Annotated in this window: 15 protein-coding genes; 7 read left to right on the plus strand and 8 right to left on the minus strand. The window is 36.7% G+C overall.

Features of this window, described 5'->3' with window-relative positions; translation table 11 throughout:
- Positions 1 to 188: 188 nt before the first annotated feature.
- The 3 genes from BR50_RS02195 to BR50_RS02205 all read right to left on the minus strand — a co-directional run bounded on the left by BR50_RS02195 (position 189) and on the right by BR50_RS02205 (position 4498).
- On the minus strand, positions 189 to 806 hold the full coding sequence (locus tag BR50_RS02195) for an MBL fold metallo-hydrolase (protein WP_034545783.1): 618 nt from the start codon (positions 804 to 806) through the stop codon (positions 189 to 191).
- A gap of 126 nt (positions 807 to 932) precedes the next feature.
- Positions 933 to 2777 carry an ABC transporter ATP-binding protein gene (locus BR50_RS02200; protein WP_034545786.1) on the minus strand — a complete coding sequence of 615 codons (1845 nt, stop codon included), beginning with the start codon at positions 2775 to 2777 and terminating at the stop codon, positions 933 to 935.
- Positions 2774 to 4498, minus strand: a complete 1725-nt coding sequence (locus BR50_RS02205; protein ID WP_034545789.1) for an ABC transporter ATP-binding protein — start codon at positions 4496 to 4498, stop codon at positions 2774 to 2776. Before BR50_RS02205 ends, BR50_RS02200 begins: the two co-directional genes overlap by 4 nt.
- A gap of 323 nt (positions 4499 to 4821) precedes the next feature.
- Between BR50_RS02205 and BR50_RS02210 the strand changes: the two genes are divergently transcribed.
- Positions 4822 to 5445: an NAD(P)H-dependent oxidoreductase gene (locus BR50_RS02210; protein WP_034545792.1), complete on the plus strand. Its 624-nt coding sequence runs from the start codon at positions 4822 to 4824 to the stop codon at positions 5443 to 5445.
- A gap of 82 nt (positions 5446 to 5527) precedes the next feature.
- Here BR50_RS02210 and BR50_RS12530 read toward each other — a convergent pair whose 3' ends face one another.
- From BR50_RS12530 to BR50_RS02225, 3 genes are all read right to left on the minus strand, one after another.
- Positions 5528 to 6862, minus strand: coding sequence for an IS3 family transposase (locus BR50_RS12530; RefSeq protein WP_034545794.1), 1335 nt, complete (start codon positions 6860 to 6862; stop codon positions 5528 to 5530).
- Between the two features lie 152 nt (positions 6863 to 7014).
- On the minus strand, positions 7015 to 8220 hold the full coding sequence (locus BR50_RS02220; RefSeq protein WP_034545796.1) for an AI-2E family transporter: 1206 nt from the start codon (positions 8218 to 8220) through the stop codon (positions 7015 to 7017).
- A gap of 33 nt (positions 8221 to 8253) precedes the next feature.
- A complete protein-coding gene (locus BR50_RS02225) occupies positions 8254 to 8613 on the minus strand; it encodes a PTS glucitol/sorbitol transporter subunit IIA (protein ID WP_034545798.1) in 360 nt (119 codons plus the stop codon).
- 218 nt (positions 8614 to 8831) lie between these two features.
- Between BR50_RS02225 and BR50_RS02230 the strand changes: the two genes are divergently transcribed.
- From BR50_RS02230 to BR50_RS02250, 5 genes are all read left to right on the plus strand, one after another.
- A complete protein-coding gene (locus BR50_RS02230) occupies positions 8832 to 10937 on the plus strand; it encodes a CDP-glycerol--glycerophosphate glycerophosphotransferase (protein WP_034545800.1) in 2106 nt (701 codons plus the stop codon).
- 76 nt (positions 10938 to 11013) lie between these two features.
- On the plus strand, positions 11014 to 12069 hold the full coding sequence (locus BR50_RS02235) for a lactonase family protein (protein WP_034545802.1): 1056 nt from the start codon (positions 11014 to 11016) through the stop codon (positions 12067 to 12069).
- Positions 12070 to 12292: 223 nt separating this feature from the next.
- Positions 12293 to 13195 (plus strand): VOC family protein, encoded by a 903-nt coding sequence (locus tag BR50_RS02240; RefSeq protein ID WP_034545804.1) that lies wholly within the window; start codon positions 12293 to 12295, stop codon positions 13193 to 13195.
- A gap of 1 nt (position 13196) precedes the next feature.
- The gene (locus tag BR50_RS02245; protein ID WP_034545806.1) at positions 13197 to 14186 is read left to right on the plus strand and encodes a ring-cleaving dioxygenase; all 990 of its coding nucleotides are present in this window, start codon (positions 13197 to 13199) and stop codon (positions 14184 to 14186) included.
- A 62-nt stretch (positions 14187 to 14248) separates the two neighbouring features.
- Complete coding sequence (locus BR50_RS02250; RefSeq protein WP_034545810.1) at positions 14249 to 14869, plus strand: flavin reductase family protein; 621 nt, start codon at positions 14249 to 14251, stop codon at positions 14867 to 14869.
- 195 nt (positions 14870 to 15064) lie between these two features.
- Here the strand turns inward: BR50_RS02250 and BR50_RS02255 are convergent, their stop codons facing one another.
- Complete coding sequence (locus BR50_RS02255; protein ID WP_034548888.1) at positions 15065 to 15568, minus strand: PTS sugar transporter subunit IIA; 504 nt, start codon at positions 15566 to 15568, stop codon at positions 15065 to 15067.
- A gap of 139 nt (positions 15569 to 15707) precedes the next feature.
- Complete coding sequence (locus BR50_RS02260; protein WP_034545813.1) at positions 15708 to 17879, minus strand: glycoside hydrolase family 3 N-terminal domain-containing protein; 2172 nt, start codon at positions 17877 to 17879, stop codon at positions 15708 to 15710.
- A 191-nt stretch (positions 17880 to 18070) separates the two neighbouring features.
- Between BR50_RS02260 and BR50_RS02265 the strand changes: the two genes are divergently transcribed.
- Positions 18071 to 19054 carry a YeiH family protein gene (locus BR50_RS02265; protein WP_034545816.1) on the plus strand — a complete coding sequence of 328 codons (984 nt, stop codon included), beginning with the start codon at positions 18071 to 18073 and terminating at the stop codon, positions 19052 to 19054.
- The last annotated feature ends 97 nt before the right edge of the window (positions 19055 to 19151 follow it).

A 19151-nucleotide genomic window follows, 5' to 3' on the forward strand; every position in this document is an offset into this window, starting at 1 on the left:
TGTTTGTAAGCTGCTAAAGCAGCAACAACCATGACAACTTTCTTTTAGGTTTCAGGTGTTCCCATGGCTCTCCACAAGCAAAACCGTTATTCCAGAAGAAATTTCTTTTTAAGGTGTCCACACCATTTGACATAGAACCTTTTTAATTCAGTAGTTTAATAGATAATGTTAGCATTTGAAAATTAAGCTTACCTAAAAAAAGGATTGGTCCTTTTTTCATATCCAATAGTCGTGTCATCTCCATGACCTGGATAAACCCGCATATTATCAGGCAAAGTAAAGAGCTGCTCTTTGATCCCTTTTAGTAATGCTCCTAGATCACTGCCTGTTAAATCAGCTCTTCCAATACTTCCTTTGAATAGTGCATCACCAGAAACAACAAAATCATCAAATATAAAACTGACTCCGCCCGGTGAATGCCCTGGAGTTGGAACAACTTCAAATTGAAATCCTGCAATATCATATGTCTTGAATAATTCAAATTCGTATTCGGCAGGCTCCGTTGTAAACGGATGTCCTGAATTAATGGAAAGATTCAAAATAGGATTTCCAAGCCAAGCATGCTCTAAACCACTAACATAAACTGGAATAGAATACATTTTTCTAGCTTCTTCTAATGCACCAATATGATCATAATGTGTATGCGTCAATAAAATAGCAACAGGTACCACTTTCAATTCATCTAATGCTCTTTTTATCACTACAAATTCATCTCCAGGATCAACGATCAATGCTTTTCCTTTCTGGTAGATAACGTAACAATTTTCTGCAATTCTTCCAGTTGTGATTCTTTTGATTTCCGTCATCTGTGGGCCTCCTTTTTTATAAAAACTTCTATTATTAGTTTAGCAGATTTTAGTAAAAATAAAAGCAAAACAAGTGGCTTATTTTTAGACACCCAAGAAAAGAGGTATTGATCAACTAACCTCTTATTAGACAAATTGACTGTTGTAAAGATCGGCATAGAAGCCGTTTTGAGCCATCAACTCATCATGAGTCCCTGTTTCAATTACATCTCCCTGATCCATCACAACAATATTATCCGCCTCGCGAATAGTTGAAAGACGGTGAGCCACGACAAAACTAGTTCTGTTTTTCAGCAGCTTTCTCATCGCTTTTTGAATCAGTACTTCAGTCCGCGTATCAACACTCGACGTGGCTTCATCTAGGATCAAAATTTCTGGATCAGCTAAAAAAGCCCGAGCAATCGTGATCAATTGTCTTTGACCTGATGAAATGTTGCTCGCTTCTTCATTAAGCATAGTCTCATACCCCTTTGGCAGTTTACGCACGAATTCATCTACGTGCGCTGCTTTAGCTGAATTGTAAACACGTTCGTCATCTTGACCATATTCAGCACTACCATAACGAATATTATCAAGAATCGTCCCATTGAATAGCCAGGTATCTTGCAAAACCATCGCAAAACGCGACCGCACTTCTTCTCTTGTAAAATCTCGCGTATCAACTCCATCAATTTTGATGCTTCCGCCACTCACATCATAAAAGCGCTCCAGCAGATTGATCAAAGTGGACTTTCCTGCCCCTGTTGGGCCAACAATGGCGACCATTTGTCCTTCTTCAACGTTTAAATTAAAGTCTTTCATCAATAGTGGCTCATCTTTACCCCCATAGCCAAATTGAACATGCTCAAATTGGACTTTGTAAGGCGAATGTTCCACAGGCTTTATAGATGAAGTTTCATTAGTCATCTCAGCTTCATCTAGCACCTCAAAAACACGTTCAGCTGATGCGATCGTTGCTTGGATCATATTGATCAGATTGGCCATTTCGCGAATAGGCTGATTGAATTGGTTTGTATATTGCAACATAGCTTGAACATTCCCTAAGGTCACTACGCCATTTGCAACAAAAACCCCACCTACTGTAGCAACACCTAGGTAGCCTAAGTTCCGAATAAAAACCATCAATGGCATGATGATACCCGATAAGAACTGAGCTTTTCGTGAAGCTTGGAAGAGTTGATCATTTTTTTCTTCAAACTTTAGGATTTCATGCTCTTCTTGATTGTAGGTTTTTACGACAATGTGTCCGGCATAAGTCTCTTCAACTTGATCATTTAACAGCCCTAACCTTTTTTGCTGAGCTGCAAATAATTTTTGTGATCTTGGAGCAATTAAACCAATCGCTACAGCGCTTACGGGAACAGTGATCAACGTGACTAAGGTCAACGTTCCATTGATAGTGAGCATCATATAGAGGACAGCAAAAAAGGTGACCACACTATTGATAAATTGTGTGAGGGTTTGCTGCAATGTATTGGCGATTTGATCCATGTCATTTACAGCGCGAGACATGATATCTCCGTTTGAATGCGTGTCATAGTAGTGCATTGGAACGCGGTTCATTTTATCTTTTAAGTCATTTCGCAAATCATATACCGTTCTTTGCGCCACACGAGTCATTGTGAATTGTTGAAAGTAGCTGAAAATGGCTGAAAATACATAAAAGATCGCAACAGTTGTCAAAATACTTGTGATCAATTCAAAATCAATGGGTAACAGCTCAACTTCTTGCCCTGCTTGACGCAATCGCATACCTTCCATTACACCTCTGAAAATTTCAGTTGTCGCTGCTCCTAAAATCTTTGGCGTTCGAGTTTGTAAAACGATCGCACTAACGGCTAAGAGTAATATTATTATGAGCGCCAAAGAACGAGTAGACATATAACCAAGCAATCTGATCAATGTCTTCCAAAAATTTTTCGGTTTGATTGCGCGAACTGGTTTAGTTGGATCAGGATTGTTTTTGCTCATGACATCTCCTCCTCACTCATTTGAGATCTCATTATTTCTTGGTATGTTTTATTTGTCAGCTTTAATTCCTCATGTGTTCCTTTGCCGACCAATTTCCCTTCTTCTAAAACAAGTATCGTGTCGGCTTGTATGACCGAACTAATTCTTTGAGCAATAATCAAGACCACTGAATTTCTCGTTTCTGGAAGCAAAGCTTTCCTTAAAGCTGCATCCGTTTTAAAATCAAGTGCGGAAAAAGAATCGTCAAAGATCAATATATCGGCTTTTGCGACTAATGCTCTAGCGATATTTAATCGTTGCTTTTGCCCACCAGAGAAATTCCCTCCACCTTGTTCAACTACCGCATCTAAGCCTTTAGGCAACTCCAATACAAAGTCCGCTGCTTGAGCAATTTTTAACGCATGCCACATTTCTGCATCTGTTGCATCTGGTTTTCCGTATTGTAAATTTTCACGAATCGTTCCTGTGAAAAGCAATGCTTTTTGCGGCGCATATCCTATAAGACTGCGCAATGCTGTCTGCTCCATTTTCCGGATATCAACACCATTGATCTTGATACTTCCTGATTCAATATCATAAAAACGTGTGATCAGATTTGCGATAGTTGATTTACCAGAACCTGTTCCTCCAATGATTGCGACCACTTCACCTTTTAAACCTTTAAAATTGATTCCTTCTAACGCTAATTTTTCTGCTCCTGAATAACGGAAATTCACATTTTCAAATGCTAGCACTCCCATCGTCTGTTTTTCAATAGCAATTGGCTTTTTTGGATCTTGTATTTTACTTTCCATCGCTAAAACTTCATTGATGCGTGCTGCTGAGACTTGTCCTCGCGGAATAAAAATAAAGACCATCGCCAACATCATGACGCTTATTAAGATTTGCATTGCATAGGTCATAAAAGTAACTAAATTCCCAACTTCCATATCCCCAGTGCTGATATAGGCTCCACCAAACCAAATAATAGCAATATTCGTTACACTGACGATCAAAGTCATTGTTGGAAACAATAAGCTCAAAATCGTTTGAGCTTTAATAGATGTTTCAGCAAACGATTTGTTAGCTTCATCAAACCGTCTCGTTTCAGACTCATTCCGATTAAATGCGCGAATGACCCGGATACCTGTCAGTCCTTCGCGAAAGACTAGATTTAAGTTGTCTGTTTTCTTTTGCAATGATTTGAAATATGGGACTGAGAAATACATAATAAGTCCTATAAAAACAACCAATACTGGGATGACATACATGAAAATCTGGGCTAATTTTGGTTCACGACTGTAGGCTAGTGCTCCTGCCCCTACTAGCATGATAGGAGCCATGATCATCAATCTCAACATGATCATTGTAACCAATTGAATTTGTTCTACATCATTAGTTGTTCTTGTAAGTAAAGAAGATGTTCCTACTTTGTCCATTTCATCATTTGAGAAATAGGAAACTTTCCGGTAAAGTTCACTACGCAGTTTTTTTCCTAACCGTTGTGATTGTTGTGCGGCCAAATAAACATTTACGAGCGCAGCAAGGATACTAAGCAATGAAAATCCCAACATTTTAACGCCTACAGAAATAATATACTCCACGTTCCCAGTCGATACACCATTGTCAATAATATCGGCGGTCAAAGTTGGAAGATACAAGTCTCCAATAACTTGAATGAACATAAATAGCACCGCTCCAAAAACAGCCCAAATGTTCAATTTTTTTATTAACTTAAACATGTCGTCTCCTCCTCAAGTTATTGATTAGAACTGAATTTCACTCGTAAATTATTTCGTCAAATTTTAGTTATTTTGATTTAGGGTTTTTATTGTCAGCATATCCGTTTATATTCTTTCTGATAACGCTTCTTTTATCTTTTAATAAGTTGAATAAGTTTATTTTCATTATATCCTGTTCTTTTTCAAATATCAGCTCTTTGCATCTAGACCTTCTCTTTTAATAACATTTTGTTACTTGCTGTTTAAGATCAACTTTAGTAGACTACTAAAGAGATGATAAAGAAAAGGCTCTCAAAAAAAAAAGTGAAAGAAGGAGTTTATTTATGCCAAAACTATTAGTTGTTCGTGCTCATCCACTAGATAGCAAGACTTCTCGTTCGATGCAAGTAACTGATGCTTTCGTAAAATCATATATTGAAAATCACCCTACAGATAGTATTGAAGACATCAATTTATATGATTTAGCTATCCCCGATATTGATCGTGATTTATTGCAAGCTTGGTCAGAACTTAGTAGTGGAACTGCTTTTGATGAATTATCTGAAACTAAACAACAAAAACTCACATTATTTAATGGATACACAAATGGCTTTTTGAATGCTGATAAAATTATTATTGCTAATCCTTTATGGAATTTAAATGTTCCTACTCGTTTAAAAGCATGGGTCGATACAGTCACCGTTGCTGGAAAAACATTTAAATACAACGAAAAAGGTGAATCAATTGGACTTGCTGGAGATAAGAAAGTTCTTCACATTCAAGCAAATGGCGGAGTTTATGGTGGAAAAGACCCTGCTAATCAATATTTGAAAACTATTTTAACCTATATCGGTGTCACTGATTTCCAAGAATTATTTGTTGAAGGTATGGATCATACACCTGATAAAGCAGCAGATATTATGGCTGTGGGAATCGAAAAAGCAACTGCCTTAGGAAAAACATTTTAATCAGTCCATTTTAATACTAAAAAAAAGCCAGCACCGGTTTAATGAATTACTACCTTTAAACTAGACACTTAAAAAAACGATATTATGCAGTCCATAGAAGATGATCCCGATAAGCAACGGGGGTCATCTTCTTTAATTTTTTTTGATAACGACTATGATTGTAAAACGAAATATATTCTTCTACAGAATTCCACAAACCCTGAAGGTTTTCATGTCTTTCTGAGAGGACTACGTCCTTCATATGACCAAAAAAGGACTCCATTGGGGCATTATCCCAGCAGTTACCTCTTCTAGACATGGATTGTATAAATCCCATTTTTTCAACATTACTTTGATATGTAGGATTAGTGTAGTGGAAGCCTTGATCAGAATGCAAGTATCTTTCTGTATCAGGCATATCACTTGTGATACATTCTAATTTTTCTAAAGTTTGATAAACCAAATTCATCTTTAAAGAAGTAGCGAAGTGGTGGGCAACGATCTCTCCTGTTGCACCATCCTTAACGGCAGAGAGGTAGGCCATTTGGCTATTACCGTAAGGTAAATATGTAATATCAGTAAGCAATACTTTATAAGGCGTTCCTCTATCAAAATCACGATTAACAAGATTCTTCTTGGTTTTGTGTTCTTGTGTTGCCTTCATCATTTTCTTGTAAGGTTTAGCTTTTCTAATGGGCGACATGATACCGTAGATTCGAAGGATTCTTCGAATTTTTTTATGGTTCATTACGATATCATATTCAGCTTCTAATGCCATCTTTATTTCTTCTACACCACATTTGTTTTTCTCAATGTATACTTGATAAAGCAATTCGAAATCATTGCTGTCCTGTTCGTACCTCTTATAACGTGTGGCCTCATTGTTCTTCCAATAATAATAACCACTACGACTAACTTCGGCAATTTCACACAAAGACTTAACCATGCCTTTAAGACTATATTCTCTTATGATTGAATTGATTAATTCATACCGCTCACGGGTTTTCAGAACGTTTCCTTTTTCGTTTTTCACGCTCCTTCCTTGAAATTCTAATTTTTTTACTAACTCCAAATTGCCTTCCAGATAAGCTATACGTGCTTTTGCTTCTTCCAACTGCTCCTCGATAGATCCCATTTTTTCGCCTTCTGATCGTGTACCTTTCCCGCGAGTCTCAGTATGGAAACCTTCTTGTCCTCTTATTGCCATACTATTTTTCCAACGACCCACACATTTATGAGCTTTTCCTTTGCCTAGAAGATTTTCAGGCAGACCAGCGTTTTCAAATATGACCGTTGAGGTCATTCCGCTCTTACTTTCCTTTACTGCTTTAATTTTAAAAACAGGTGAGTAGGTAATGCTTTTTGAAGATGCTGATTTTACATTAGGATTCTTTTGCAATATCTCTATTTCATATTCTGTATATAATTTTTTGCTCATCAAAGAAACCTCCACTTAGAAACAATTCTATTAAAGTATAACGAAAATAAAATAAAAAAATAACCCAAAAACTAAAAACACTCTTTTTTTTGAGTGTCTAGTTTTCGGGTAGGGTATCATAAAACCGGTACTGGCTTTTTTTTAGTATTAAATCAGTCTTCCAATTTTTTATTTTCAGCTATGACTGGCGAAGGAGCAGGATTTTCATCACTTTCATATAAACCGGTATGTGTTTTATACCATCTGAAAAAGTGGCTAACAATGACTTTCATGATAGCATATCCGGGAATACCCAGAATAACGCCTGGAATCCCGAAGATTTTCCCAGCAGATAGTAAGACCGTGATGATCGTCAAAGGATGCACTTCTAAATTGTTTCCTAAAATTTGTGGCTGAATGAATCTTCCTTCAATCGTTTGTTCGATAGCGAATACGATCAGCACTTTGATCAGCATACTTGGAGAATCCACCAAGGCAAACACAACGGCTGGAATCGTAGCAAAAAATGAACCCAGGTAAGGAATTAAATTCAAGAAACCTGCTAGCACGCCTAGTGTTACGGCGTATTGTAATCCGATGACTCCAAATCCTATCCAAAACATTAGCCCAACAAAAAAAGCTACCACTAATTGACCACGTATATATTGGCTTATTTGTGAATTGATTTCGCTCAACAATTGATAAGTTACATCTCTCATTTTTGAAGGTACCATTTTCATCAAATGATACGGGAGATTTTTACCGTCTTTTAATAAGTAAAAAAGAATAAATGGCATGGTAACGATCGCAATCACAATATTTGTCACTGCACCAACGACACTTCCAATACTAGCAAAAGTTGAATTTAAAACACCGTCTGCTTGTTCTGAAACATTGGATAATAAATTAGTGTTGAAATCAGACAATTGTGATTGAAATTCAGAAATCACATCATTCCTTAATAAACTATCTATTTGAAAAACAATATTTTCCAAATAAATAGGCCAATTTTCAATAATACTGCTTGTTTGCTCTTGGATGATTGGGATCAATATGGCGATGCCCCAAATAATCAAGGCTCCAATAACAATAAAAATCCAAGCGATTCCTAGTAAACGTGGAATTTTCTTTCGCTCCATCCAATCTACTAATGGATTAACCAAGTAATACAAGATCCCGGCAAAAATAACTGGTAAACCAATAATGCTTAAAAAATCTCCTATTGGTGAAAACAAGTAAGAAATTTTTGAAAATACTAGTAGATTCAGGAAAATCAAGAGGGAAATCAATAAAATAGAAACAACTTTATTGTCCAAAATCCATTTCCAAAACCAGGTCACTTTCTCTCTGGTTTTTCCTTTTAGCTTTTCTTCACCCATACCTTCACCCCTCTGATCCTATAAAATCTACCATTAATCATCGTAGCTTATTTTAGTACCGACTACTACTTCTGGCAATTCATGTGGCGACAAATAGATGCTGCTCTCAATCTGATCATCTTTTATAACTTCTGAAAAAGACAGTGTGACATGACCAATTGTATTTAAGTTTTCATTCACTAAACTTCCAACTGTTTTGATCGTGTATACTTTTTCATCAAAAGAAATCGTATGACCCGGTTCTAATTTTATATTTCCTGCCTCTTTTTCGAAAGATTGAATAATGGCCACAGTACGAATATCCTTTGTAGCTTTTTCTCCAAATAAAATAATCATAGGATCTTTTTTTCTAATAGCATCTTCTCCGACTGCCGTTACTGTTCCGATCAACATAATGCTCATTCCTTTCTTATTTCAAATTCCTTTACTCTTATTTATTTTACCATATACTTGCTTTTAAAGGGTATTAAATGCTAGCTTACATCAGCTATCTATTTGAACTCAAAAAAAGCTGACTATTCCTTTAAAAAAACACTCATACTGTTTGCTACCTGTTGGATAGACTGGTATGATAAATTGAGATAAACTATCCAATAATGGAGGTGAATTTTATGGATTCTACTAGTAATGAGCAACTTTTAAAAATAGACCAAGCTGAAAAACAAATCAAAAAACTTCGTCATCCTTCATTTATCTTAAAGAAACAAGAGGATGATTTACTTGTAACTGTAACTCTAACGAAAGATTTTCCAACTGAATTCAAAGAATTTTTCATTTTACATAGAGAAACTGGAGAAAAGTATCCGTTTAAAGCAATTGATGCTAATGGAGAGTATTCGTTCTCAGTTGATATACGTTCGTTTATTAAAAAGCATGTTCCTGCAGATCCAAAGGAACATTTCGAATTTCATTTTACTCTTCGTTATTTAATAGATGGTCAAGAAATTGAAAAAGATGAACCTTTGTCGCTTGATCGTTTTAATCATTATGAATCATACGGTTTGACAGAAGTTCAAGACAGTGACCATCACCTATATCCCTATTTTAGCAGAAAGTCTCAAGGGTTTTGTTTTACAGTCAATATCCCCGTGAGAAGTGTCCGCTATATTCAGGATTCAAAAATAGATTCAATTAATTTAAAAAAACACATCTTAACTCTTGCAGGTACACTTGTTACAAAAGCCATTCAAATCAATCGAATCGATACCATTATGGTTGGGAGAAAATTTGGCCATCGTCAAATCATTCATTCAGATCATCAATTGACTAATGCAGAAGATAGAACGCATTTAAATTATTATGACTACCAAATTAATTTAGATTTAGCTGAATGTGCACGTGAACTTTTTTTCAGCAATTCTAATGATGAAGATTTCGATTTATACTTTGAATTGTACCTAAATGGATTTTTTGACCCTACTATTATTCACGTCTCCAATCCCAATGATGCAAATGCAAAGAATGATTACCATCACTTTTCTTACTCTTTCGGGAAAACGACCTTGCTATTAGCCCCTAATTTTACCGGTCAATCAAATAGTTTCATTCTTTCGGTAACGAATTTTGAAAAGGAAACATTTGAATATATGAAAGAGCTCTTTCTTGTTGCTCCAATTTTGCGGCCTTTTTACAGCAAACGAGAAATCTGGGTCATTGGCGAAACACCTATGGAAGCTAAAAATAATAGTTGGGCTTTTTTCCGCTATGTGAGACAATGCCATCCAGAAAAAGAGATCTACTATGTCATTGATCGAAAGTCACCTGATTATGCTAAAGCAGCTGACCTAGACGAAGATCATCTTTTGATTTTCAAATCAAAAAAATACATTTGGACATTGTTGATGGCTCAACTGCTGATCACAACGGAAAAACCTTATACTATCATGCCAACACGAAACCCTCTGTGGCTAGCTGAATTAGCTGCTAAAAAGGTTGTTTTACTACAGAATGTTCTGGGATCACAAAATATGAAAACGATGTTAGAATACAACACTAAGCTTTTCAAAGCGGATCTAATGTTTGTTAGCTCTAAAACAGAAAAACGTTATGCGATCGAAACCTTAAACTTTCCAGAAGCTAAACTTTCCATTACAGGTTTGCCGCGTTTTGATGAACTTTTAAAAGATGGACCCGATTCAGCTATGAAGCAACAATTACTGATTTTCCCAATGGAAAATGAGTCTGGTTTACATTATCAATCTGATACTATTGATCAAATGGCTTTGTCTTTTATTTCGTTGCTGAAAAACCCAGCATTTTCAGATTTTGTTCAGCAATACCAACTTGAGGTCGTAACTGCTCTACCCTCTTCGATGATTCATTATATTGAAGCCTTTACTGATGCAAATTGTACGTTAGTCCTTCAAAGTCAAGAAGACATTCTACAATTGATTAAAGACAGCAAAGTTTTGATAACGGATGCCGATCCAATTGCTTTTGATTTTAGTTTTCTTTTAAAACCGGTTTTATTTTATCAGCCAGAAATTAGAAATCTTCCCTTAGAAGAACTGTTTAATTCCAACTTTACTTATTTAAATGAATTGCCAGGTGAAGTAACAACTTCTGAAGAAAATCTGCTTCACTTGCTACAACAAATAGGCATAAATCAATTTAAAATCACTCGTAAGAATCAGCAAAAAGCAGATGCACTGCTTTACTATCATGATACCCAATCCAATCAACGAATCTATGAAGCTATTTCAAACCTTCTTCATTGATTTTAAAAAGTGTCTTTCATTAAGCGATGCTATACTTTAAAATGAAACTGTTACACCATACTAAGGAGGCTTTACAATGAAAGAAACGATGTATTTAGGAACATATACTAGAGGAAACAGCGAAGGTATCTATGAAATTGTATTAGACACCAAAACCAAACGATTAGAAGAAGCCAAGCTGGTAGCAAAAATTGGTAATCCTACGTATCTTGCGTTATCAAATGGAAAAGATATCCTTTACGCTGTAAGTAAAACAGAATCAGGTGGCGGACTTGCCGCTTTCAAGAAAAAACCGGCAACTACTTATAAAAATACAACGACCTTTTTTGAAAAAACGAGCGAATTGATTGTAGAGAATGCTGCACCACCTTGCTACGTTGCCTATGATGCAGACCGCTCACTTGTTTACACAACCAGTTATCATGATGGGTTTGTCTCTGTCTATAAAACAGACAGCAAAGGAAACCTAACTTTAACAGATGTTAAGCAGCATGTAGGTTCAAGTGTTCATGAAAACCAAACAAAACCTCATGCACATTACCTTGATCTGACACCGGATCGTCATTACGTGGTTGCTTGTGATCTAGGAACAGACACCATTTATACTTACAAGGTTTCCGAAGATGGAAAATTAGATCTAGCTGTTACTTATAAAGCTAGTCCTGGTACCGGTCCTCGTCATTTAGTTTTCCATCCAAATGGTAAGTTTGCCTACCTTGTTGGAGAATTATCTAGCGAAATTATCGTGTTAGCTTACAATGCTGCTGAGGGTTCATTTGAAACGGTCCAAGCTGTTTCTTCCATTCCTGAAGGTCATACTGCTTTTAATAGCGGGTCGGCCGTGCGCATCACTGAAGACGGAAAGTTCTTATACTCGTCTAATCGCGGTCACAACTCGATCGCTGTGTATGCTATCAATGAATCAGGAAATTCACTTGAACGCATTCAACTAATTGCTTCTGAAGGGAATACTCCTCGTGACTTTGCACTAGACCCTACTGAACAATTTATAATAGTTGGTCATCAAGATTCAGATAAACTGACTTTATTTGAGAGAGATGCTGAAACAGGGCTTTTGTCTTTGCTTCAAAAAGATGTTTACGCTCCCGAGTGTGTTTGCGTTACTTTCTAATAAATTTTGGATAAGTAATTAGATTAAACCTGTCGACACTAAAAATGATAGACTAAAAACTAATACAGACTTGATATCAGGTTTGTATTAGTTTTTTTATTTTACTTCAAATTAAGTTATCTCTAATTAAACTTATTTATTGTAAGCTTTTAAACGTTGTGTTATAGTTTATTTAAAGCTTCTCATTCAGCAATAATCATTTGTCGAAAGGAGGATTTCTCAAGTGATCAAAAATGTTCATCATATTTCGGCTTTCACCAAGTCTGCTAAAGATAATCATTTTTTTTATACGACTATTCTTGGTTTGCGTTTCGTTAAAAATTCTGTCAATCAAGAAAACACGGCTATTCGTCATCTTTTCTATGGCGACTATCAAGGAAATCCCGGAACTCTGCTGACTTTCTTTGAATTAAAGACTGTCGGTAGTGCCTATAATGAAAATAATTATTTTTCAACTGTCACACTAAAAATTCCCAAAGGTACTTTACCTTATTGGAAAGCTCGTTTAGCCTACTTTTCGATTCAAACGACATTGGATAAGGAACAACATCGTTTGTCTTTTAAAGATTCGGATCAATTTGATCTGGCATTGATAGAAGTTGATGATGTGATCCTTGCTGCAAATGCGACTAAACATTCAGACATCCCAGCTGCGAACCAAATTATTGGTATATTTGATATTTTACTTAAAGTTGAACGACCGGATGAAACAGTCTCCTTTTTGACTGAATTTTTAGACCTGCCGTTGACCAGTCGAACGTATCAAGTCCAAGACACTCAGCAAGGTGTCTTTACAACCATTGATTTTAGCCGAAAAACACCTTTATCTCGGATGGGCAGAGGATCCATTGATCATATTGCATATACTGTCGCATCAACTGATGATCTTGAACGGTTGTATCAAAAGGCTTTACAATTACAGCTGCCGATCGATCAATATATTGAAAGAGGCTACTTTAAAAGTTTATATGTGAGAGAACCAAACGGGTTACAAATCGAGATAGCCACAGCAACACCTGGTTTTACGCTAGATGAATCAATTGAAGAATTAGGAAACACACTTGCAATACCAGACTTTCTAGAAAATAAACGAGCAGCAATCGAAGCTCAATTGGAGGATTTTTAAAATGAACGGATTAAAAGGGATCCATCACGTAACGGCTATCACAAGTAGCGCAGAAAAAATTTATGACTTCTTTACAACTGTTTTGAGTCTTCGCTTAGTTAAGAAAACGGTGAATCAAGATGATATCCAAACCTATCACCTTTTCTTTGCAGATGATAAAGGCAGTGCTGGAACAGATATGACTTTCTTTGATTTTCCTGGTATCCCAAAAGGGTCAAAAGGTACAAATGATATTTCTAAAACATCTTTCCGCGTACCAAACGATGCTGCTTTAACATACTGGGTAAAACGATTTGATAAATACAATGTATCTCATAAAGAAATTACAGAACAATTTGGCGTTAAGGTTTTGGCTTTCCATGATTTTGATGATCAACAGTATCAATTGATCTCGGATGAACACAATACTGGAGTAGCTTCTGGTACCCCTTGGCATAAAGGTCCCGTTCCAGATGAATTTGCTATTACTGGTCTAGGCCCTATCTTTTTACGTGTAAAAAACTTTGATTCTATGAAAGAAATATTAGAAAAAGTTCTCTTGTTTAAAGAAATCGCTAAAGAAAATCAGGTTCATCAATTTGAAGTTGGCGAAGGTGGAAATGGCGCGCAAGTGATAGTCGAACATAGTGATCTACTTCCTGATGCTCAACAAGGCTACGGAAATGTTCATCATGTTGCCTTCCGTGTAGAAAATCGCGCTGTTCTAGAGGAATGGATCCAACGAATCACTCAATTTGGTTTGCCGAATTCTGGTTATGTCGATCGTTTTTATTTTGAATCTCTTTATGCTCGCGTATCTCCAGGTATCCTATTTGAATTTGCAACGGATGGTCCTGGTTTTATTGATGATGAAGAGAACTACGAAATATTAGGGGAAACATTAGCCTTACCACCGAAATTTAGAGATCAACGTGCCGAGATCGAAAAATTGGTTCGTCCAATCGATACCGTTCGTAGTACTAAATTAGTTGAAAAAGAGTATTTGGACTAAAATAGAGCTGTAAATCACTTTGTGACTTATGTTTAAAATCAAACTTTAGGAAGTGGCCAATCATGTTTCACTATAAAGCAGAACAATTAAATAAAAAACAACAATACAAATTTATCAGCGGGAGCGTGATCCCACGTCCAATCGCATGGGTAACCTCATTATCAAAAGATGGTTCAGTAGTAAATGCGGCTCCTTTCAGCTTTTTCAGTGCTGCTTCAAATGAACTGCCTTTGCTGACTGTTGCTATTTTGAGAAATGATGGCATGATCAAAGATACAGCTCGCAACATCCTTGACCAAAAAGAAGCAGTCATCCATATCGTCGATCAAGCTGTGGTTGAAGAAATGAATCAGACTTCTGCTCCTTTACCTCCTGATCAAAGCGAACTTGATCAAACACAGTTGACATTGGTAGACAGCCTCAGCGTGAAGGTTCCTTCTATTGCAGAAGCTAAAATTCGTTTTGAGGGTGTCCTCCATCAATATGTACCGATTAAAGATGAAAACGACAAGATCATAACGGATTTCTTTTTCATTCGTGTAACGGATTTCTTTTTTGATGAAACGATTTTTGATCAAGAAAAAGAATATATTTTAACGGATAAATTAAACCCTGTTGCACGACTTGCAGGTAATCAATACGCTACATTAGATGAAGAATTCATGATCGTTCGTCCTAGTTAAATTAAAAAGAGCTGCTCAAGAATAATTCTTGAACGGCTCTTTTATTTATTGTTTTAAAACAATATATCTATTAGTTAGGTTTGCACCAGACTATTTAAGCTATACAAATACACCCCAAAAGCTAGATTTTACTCTAGCTTTCGAAGTGCATGTCAAAAACAGCTTCAATTCTCTAAATATTTATTATAAGTACGTTTATGATTTTGCTGTAAGAGTTCCAATCTCTGATGAAACAGAAGCTTGTCCTTTGCCGCTTAGAGAGAAATCAGCCACTTTATCCATGTTTGTAAATACGACTACCATAGCGTTGTTTTTTCCAGCAGCTTCAAGAGCAGCTAGGTCAACTGTAGAAACAAGTGTTTCAGGTGTTAATTGATCTCCTTCAGCTACAGCATTAGTGAAAGGTCCACCATTTAATTCAACCGTATCTAGTCCCATGTGCAATAAAACTTCTACTCCATTTGGAAGTTCTATTCCAATTGCATGTTTAGTTGGGAAAACACTGACAACTTTACCAGTTACTGGAGAATAAATCTTTCCATCTGTTGGAATGACTGCATATCCGTCTCCCATCATTTTTTGTGAAAAGACTGGATCTGCTACTTCTTCAATCGAAATAACGGTTCCATTTGCAGGTGAAAATAATTTTACCTCAGTATCTGCTTCTATTTTGTTCCCTTTTTTCAAAAAATCAAACATTCCCATTTCAATTCCTACCTTCTATAGTTTATGGGCTGCTTCTCATTCAATCAACCGCAAGCAGCTTGCCCTTAATGATAACATAAATAAACTCTTAAAGAGAATATAAAAAGCAAGCTGCTTGATCAGCTTTTGTATTTTATTCACTTTTTTTGAAAGTTAAATACACTGTATTTATTTCCAACTCTTCACTATTTGGCCCTATCATTAAATCAAATTCTCCTGATTCAACTGATACTGATAAATCCTGATGTGTATACTCGAAGTCTAGCTTATTTAAATTAAAGGCAACAATAGTTGATTCACTAGGCTCTAGCGAAACTTTTTTAAATCTTTTCAGTTCCTTGATTGGGCGGACTACTTTCCCTACCTTATCCCTGATATACAGTTGGACTACTTCAGTACCTGCTAACTTCCCACTATTCGTAATCATCACTTCTATCCTGACTTCATCTTCTTGGCTTTTTGGAGATCTAGTCAAGGTAACTTCCATTGGACTATACTTGAAATACGTATAACTTAAGCCATAACCAAAAGGAAAAAGTGGACTATTATCAACATCCAGATACCTTGAGAGAAACTTATCTTCTTGGTTTAGCGCTGTTAAGGGGCGCCCAGTATTGTCCTGGTTATAGTAAAGAGGAACTTGCCCAACCGCTCTTGGAAAAGACATGGTCAATTTACCACTTGGATTTTTTTTTCCATACAATAAATTAGCCACTGCCGAACCAGCTTCGGTTCCTGGAAACCAAGCTTCTAGGATACTGTCTACATCTTGAATAATATCCGTTAAATCTAAAGGCCTGCCATTGAAAAGAGTCGCTACTATAGGCTTATCTAATGTACGCAGTTTTTTGATCAATTGAATCTGTTCGGACGGCAATTTAATGTTGCTTCTGCTCGCTCCTTCACCGCTCATATAAGAAGATTCGCCAACGACAGCCACAATAATATCAACATCAGCCAGATCTGCCAGCCAGTCTGCTTTTATTTCTTTTTGCGCATCAGCGATTGTTTTCAATACGATCGATTCTTTTGGTATATGCTGCAGGAGACCTTCGTATAATGAAACACTTTCATTTTGTTGGCCTTTCCAAGACCATGCACCTAGCACATCTTTTGCTTGTCCTTCAGGTACGATCAGAGCTACTTTTTGATGGATACTTAAGGGCAAAATTTGTTCTTTATTTTTCAATAAAACCATTGATTCTTCAGCCATTCCCCTGGCTTTTTCTCGATGCTCCTGACTAAACACTATCGCCTTTTCCTCTGCACTATTTGCCCCACGATAAGGATCTTCAAATAAACCTAAATCATTTTTCAAAGTTAAGACTCGCCATACGGCTTCATCGATCAGCGTTTCGGCGATTTCCCCTTCATCGATCAACTCGTTCAAATAATTTAAATAGGCACCTGTCATCATCTCTATGTCCACACCAGCTTCGATTGCTAATTTACCGGCTTCTTTTAAATTCTCGGCGATGCCATGGGGGATCATTTCACCGACTGCTGCCCAATCAGAAATAAGGACTCCTTCAAAACCGAATTCTTTTCGAAGAATATCGCGCATCAACCGCTTATTCGCTGTAGCAGGAACGCCGTCAAGTGAATTAAAAGCGGTCATAACTAATTTACTGCCTTCATCGATCCCCGCTTGATAAGCTGGCAGATACATGTCTCTTAAGGTTCTTTCAGACAATTCGACTGTGTTGTATTCTCGCCCAGCTACTGGTGCACCATATCCAGCAAAGTGTTTGATACAAGCCGCTATACTAAACTTATCGGTCGCCAAATTTTTTCCTTGGTACCCTTTAACAAAAGCACGTGCATATAGTTGATTCAAATAAGGATCTTCACCTGTAGATTCCATTACTCTTCCCCAACGAGCATCACGCACTAGATCGACCATTGGTGCAAAGGTTACATGTAATCCTGAAACGGCTGCTTCTTTTGCAGCAATTGCGGCACTCTCTTCAATCAAATTAGGATCCCATGCACAAGCCATACCTAACGAGATTGGAAAAATAGTGCGGTACCCATGAATCACATCCGCCATAAATAATAGCGGTATGCCTAAGCGACTTTTAGCCAAATGCTCTTTTTGGATCGCTATCAACGTTTGAGCGCCAGAGATCCCAAGCACTGATCCAATAGTAGCCATTTTTCCAGCTGATAGATTCATTTCATGCATCGGACCAGTATTTTCACTGTCCTCTTCTTTATAAAATTCACCCGCTAATTGAACCATTTGACCAATTTTTTCTTCTATCGTCATGTTGCTCAGCAATTGTTTAAGTTGATTTGAATTCATATAATCCTCCTCATCACATCTCTATTTTTTCTCGAATCAAAAATAGTCTTTTTTTACTGATTTTGAACAGTTTATTCATTAAACCGCTTTCTTAATGCCACTGTAGCATCATTTTTTTTGTTTCTCAAATGATACCATCTAGAAAATATGCTATAGTTGACCAGTGTTACATAGAAAGGACGATAAAATAGATGAAAAAAATTAGTAAAGGTCTTTTTCTTTCCATTATCATTGCTCTGATTGCCACACTATTAGGAAACTTTTTCCCAATTATTGGCAGTGCTGTATTTGCTATTATTTTAGGGCTCGTCATAAACAACACCCTAAGGATCCCTGCTGATTTTCAGCCAGGTATTAAATTTTCTTCAAAGAAAATTCTACAAGCTTCAATTGTATTGCTTGGATTTAGTTTATCTATCCAAGATATCAAATCAACCGGGTTATCATCCTTAAGCGTTACGATCGTCACGATCACGGTTGCTTTTATTAGTGCTTTGTTGATTGGGAAATGGTTAAAAATACCAACAAACACTAAAGTTTTGATTGGTGTCGGAACAGCCATTTGTGGAGGTTCCGCGATTGCTGCCGTTTCACCGATCGTTGAGGCAGATGATGATGAAATTGCTCTATCCATTTCAACGATTTTTTTATTTAATATTGTAGCTGTCTTTCTCTTTCCTTTTTTAGGCCACTTGATGAACTTATCTGATGCTGGGTTTGGATTATGGGCTGGGACAGCGATCAACGATACTTCTTCTGTTGTTGCCGCTGGTTACAGCTATAGTGAAGCAGCTGGAGATCATGCGACGATCGTAAAATTGACCAGAGCAACTTTGATCATTCCGATTTCTTTGATCATAGCTGGAATTCAAGTTTATAAAAAAAAGCACTTAGCTGAAAAAGTTTCTTTGAAACAAATTTTCCCTTGGTTTATTTTATGGTTTTTAGTGGCTTCTTTAGTCAGTAGTTCAGGTATCCTTCCTGAGGCTTTTATAGCAGCAGCCAAATGGCTCTCGCGTTTCATGATCGCCATGGCATTAGGCTCGATTGGGCTATCAGCTAACTTAATAGCCTTACTAAAGACCGGAAAAAAACCAGTTCTGCTTGGGTTGGCTACATGGTTCCTTGTAGCTGTCAGCAGTTTACTTGTCCAGTTTTTCCAAGGACAACTTTGATTTTTACTACTAAAAACAGCCCATCACTTATGACATAATCTAAAGAAACACTTAATTTTCGTTAAATAGTATAGGATAACTAGTGGGATTTAGGTAT

The organism is Carnobacterium alterfunditum DSM 5972, from assembly GCF_000744115.1.
Classification (GTDB): Bacteria; Bacillota; Bacilli; order Lactobacillales; family Carnobacteriaceae; genus Carnobacterium_B; species Carnobacterium_B alterfunditum.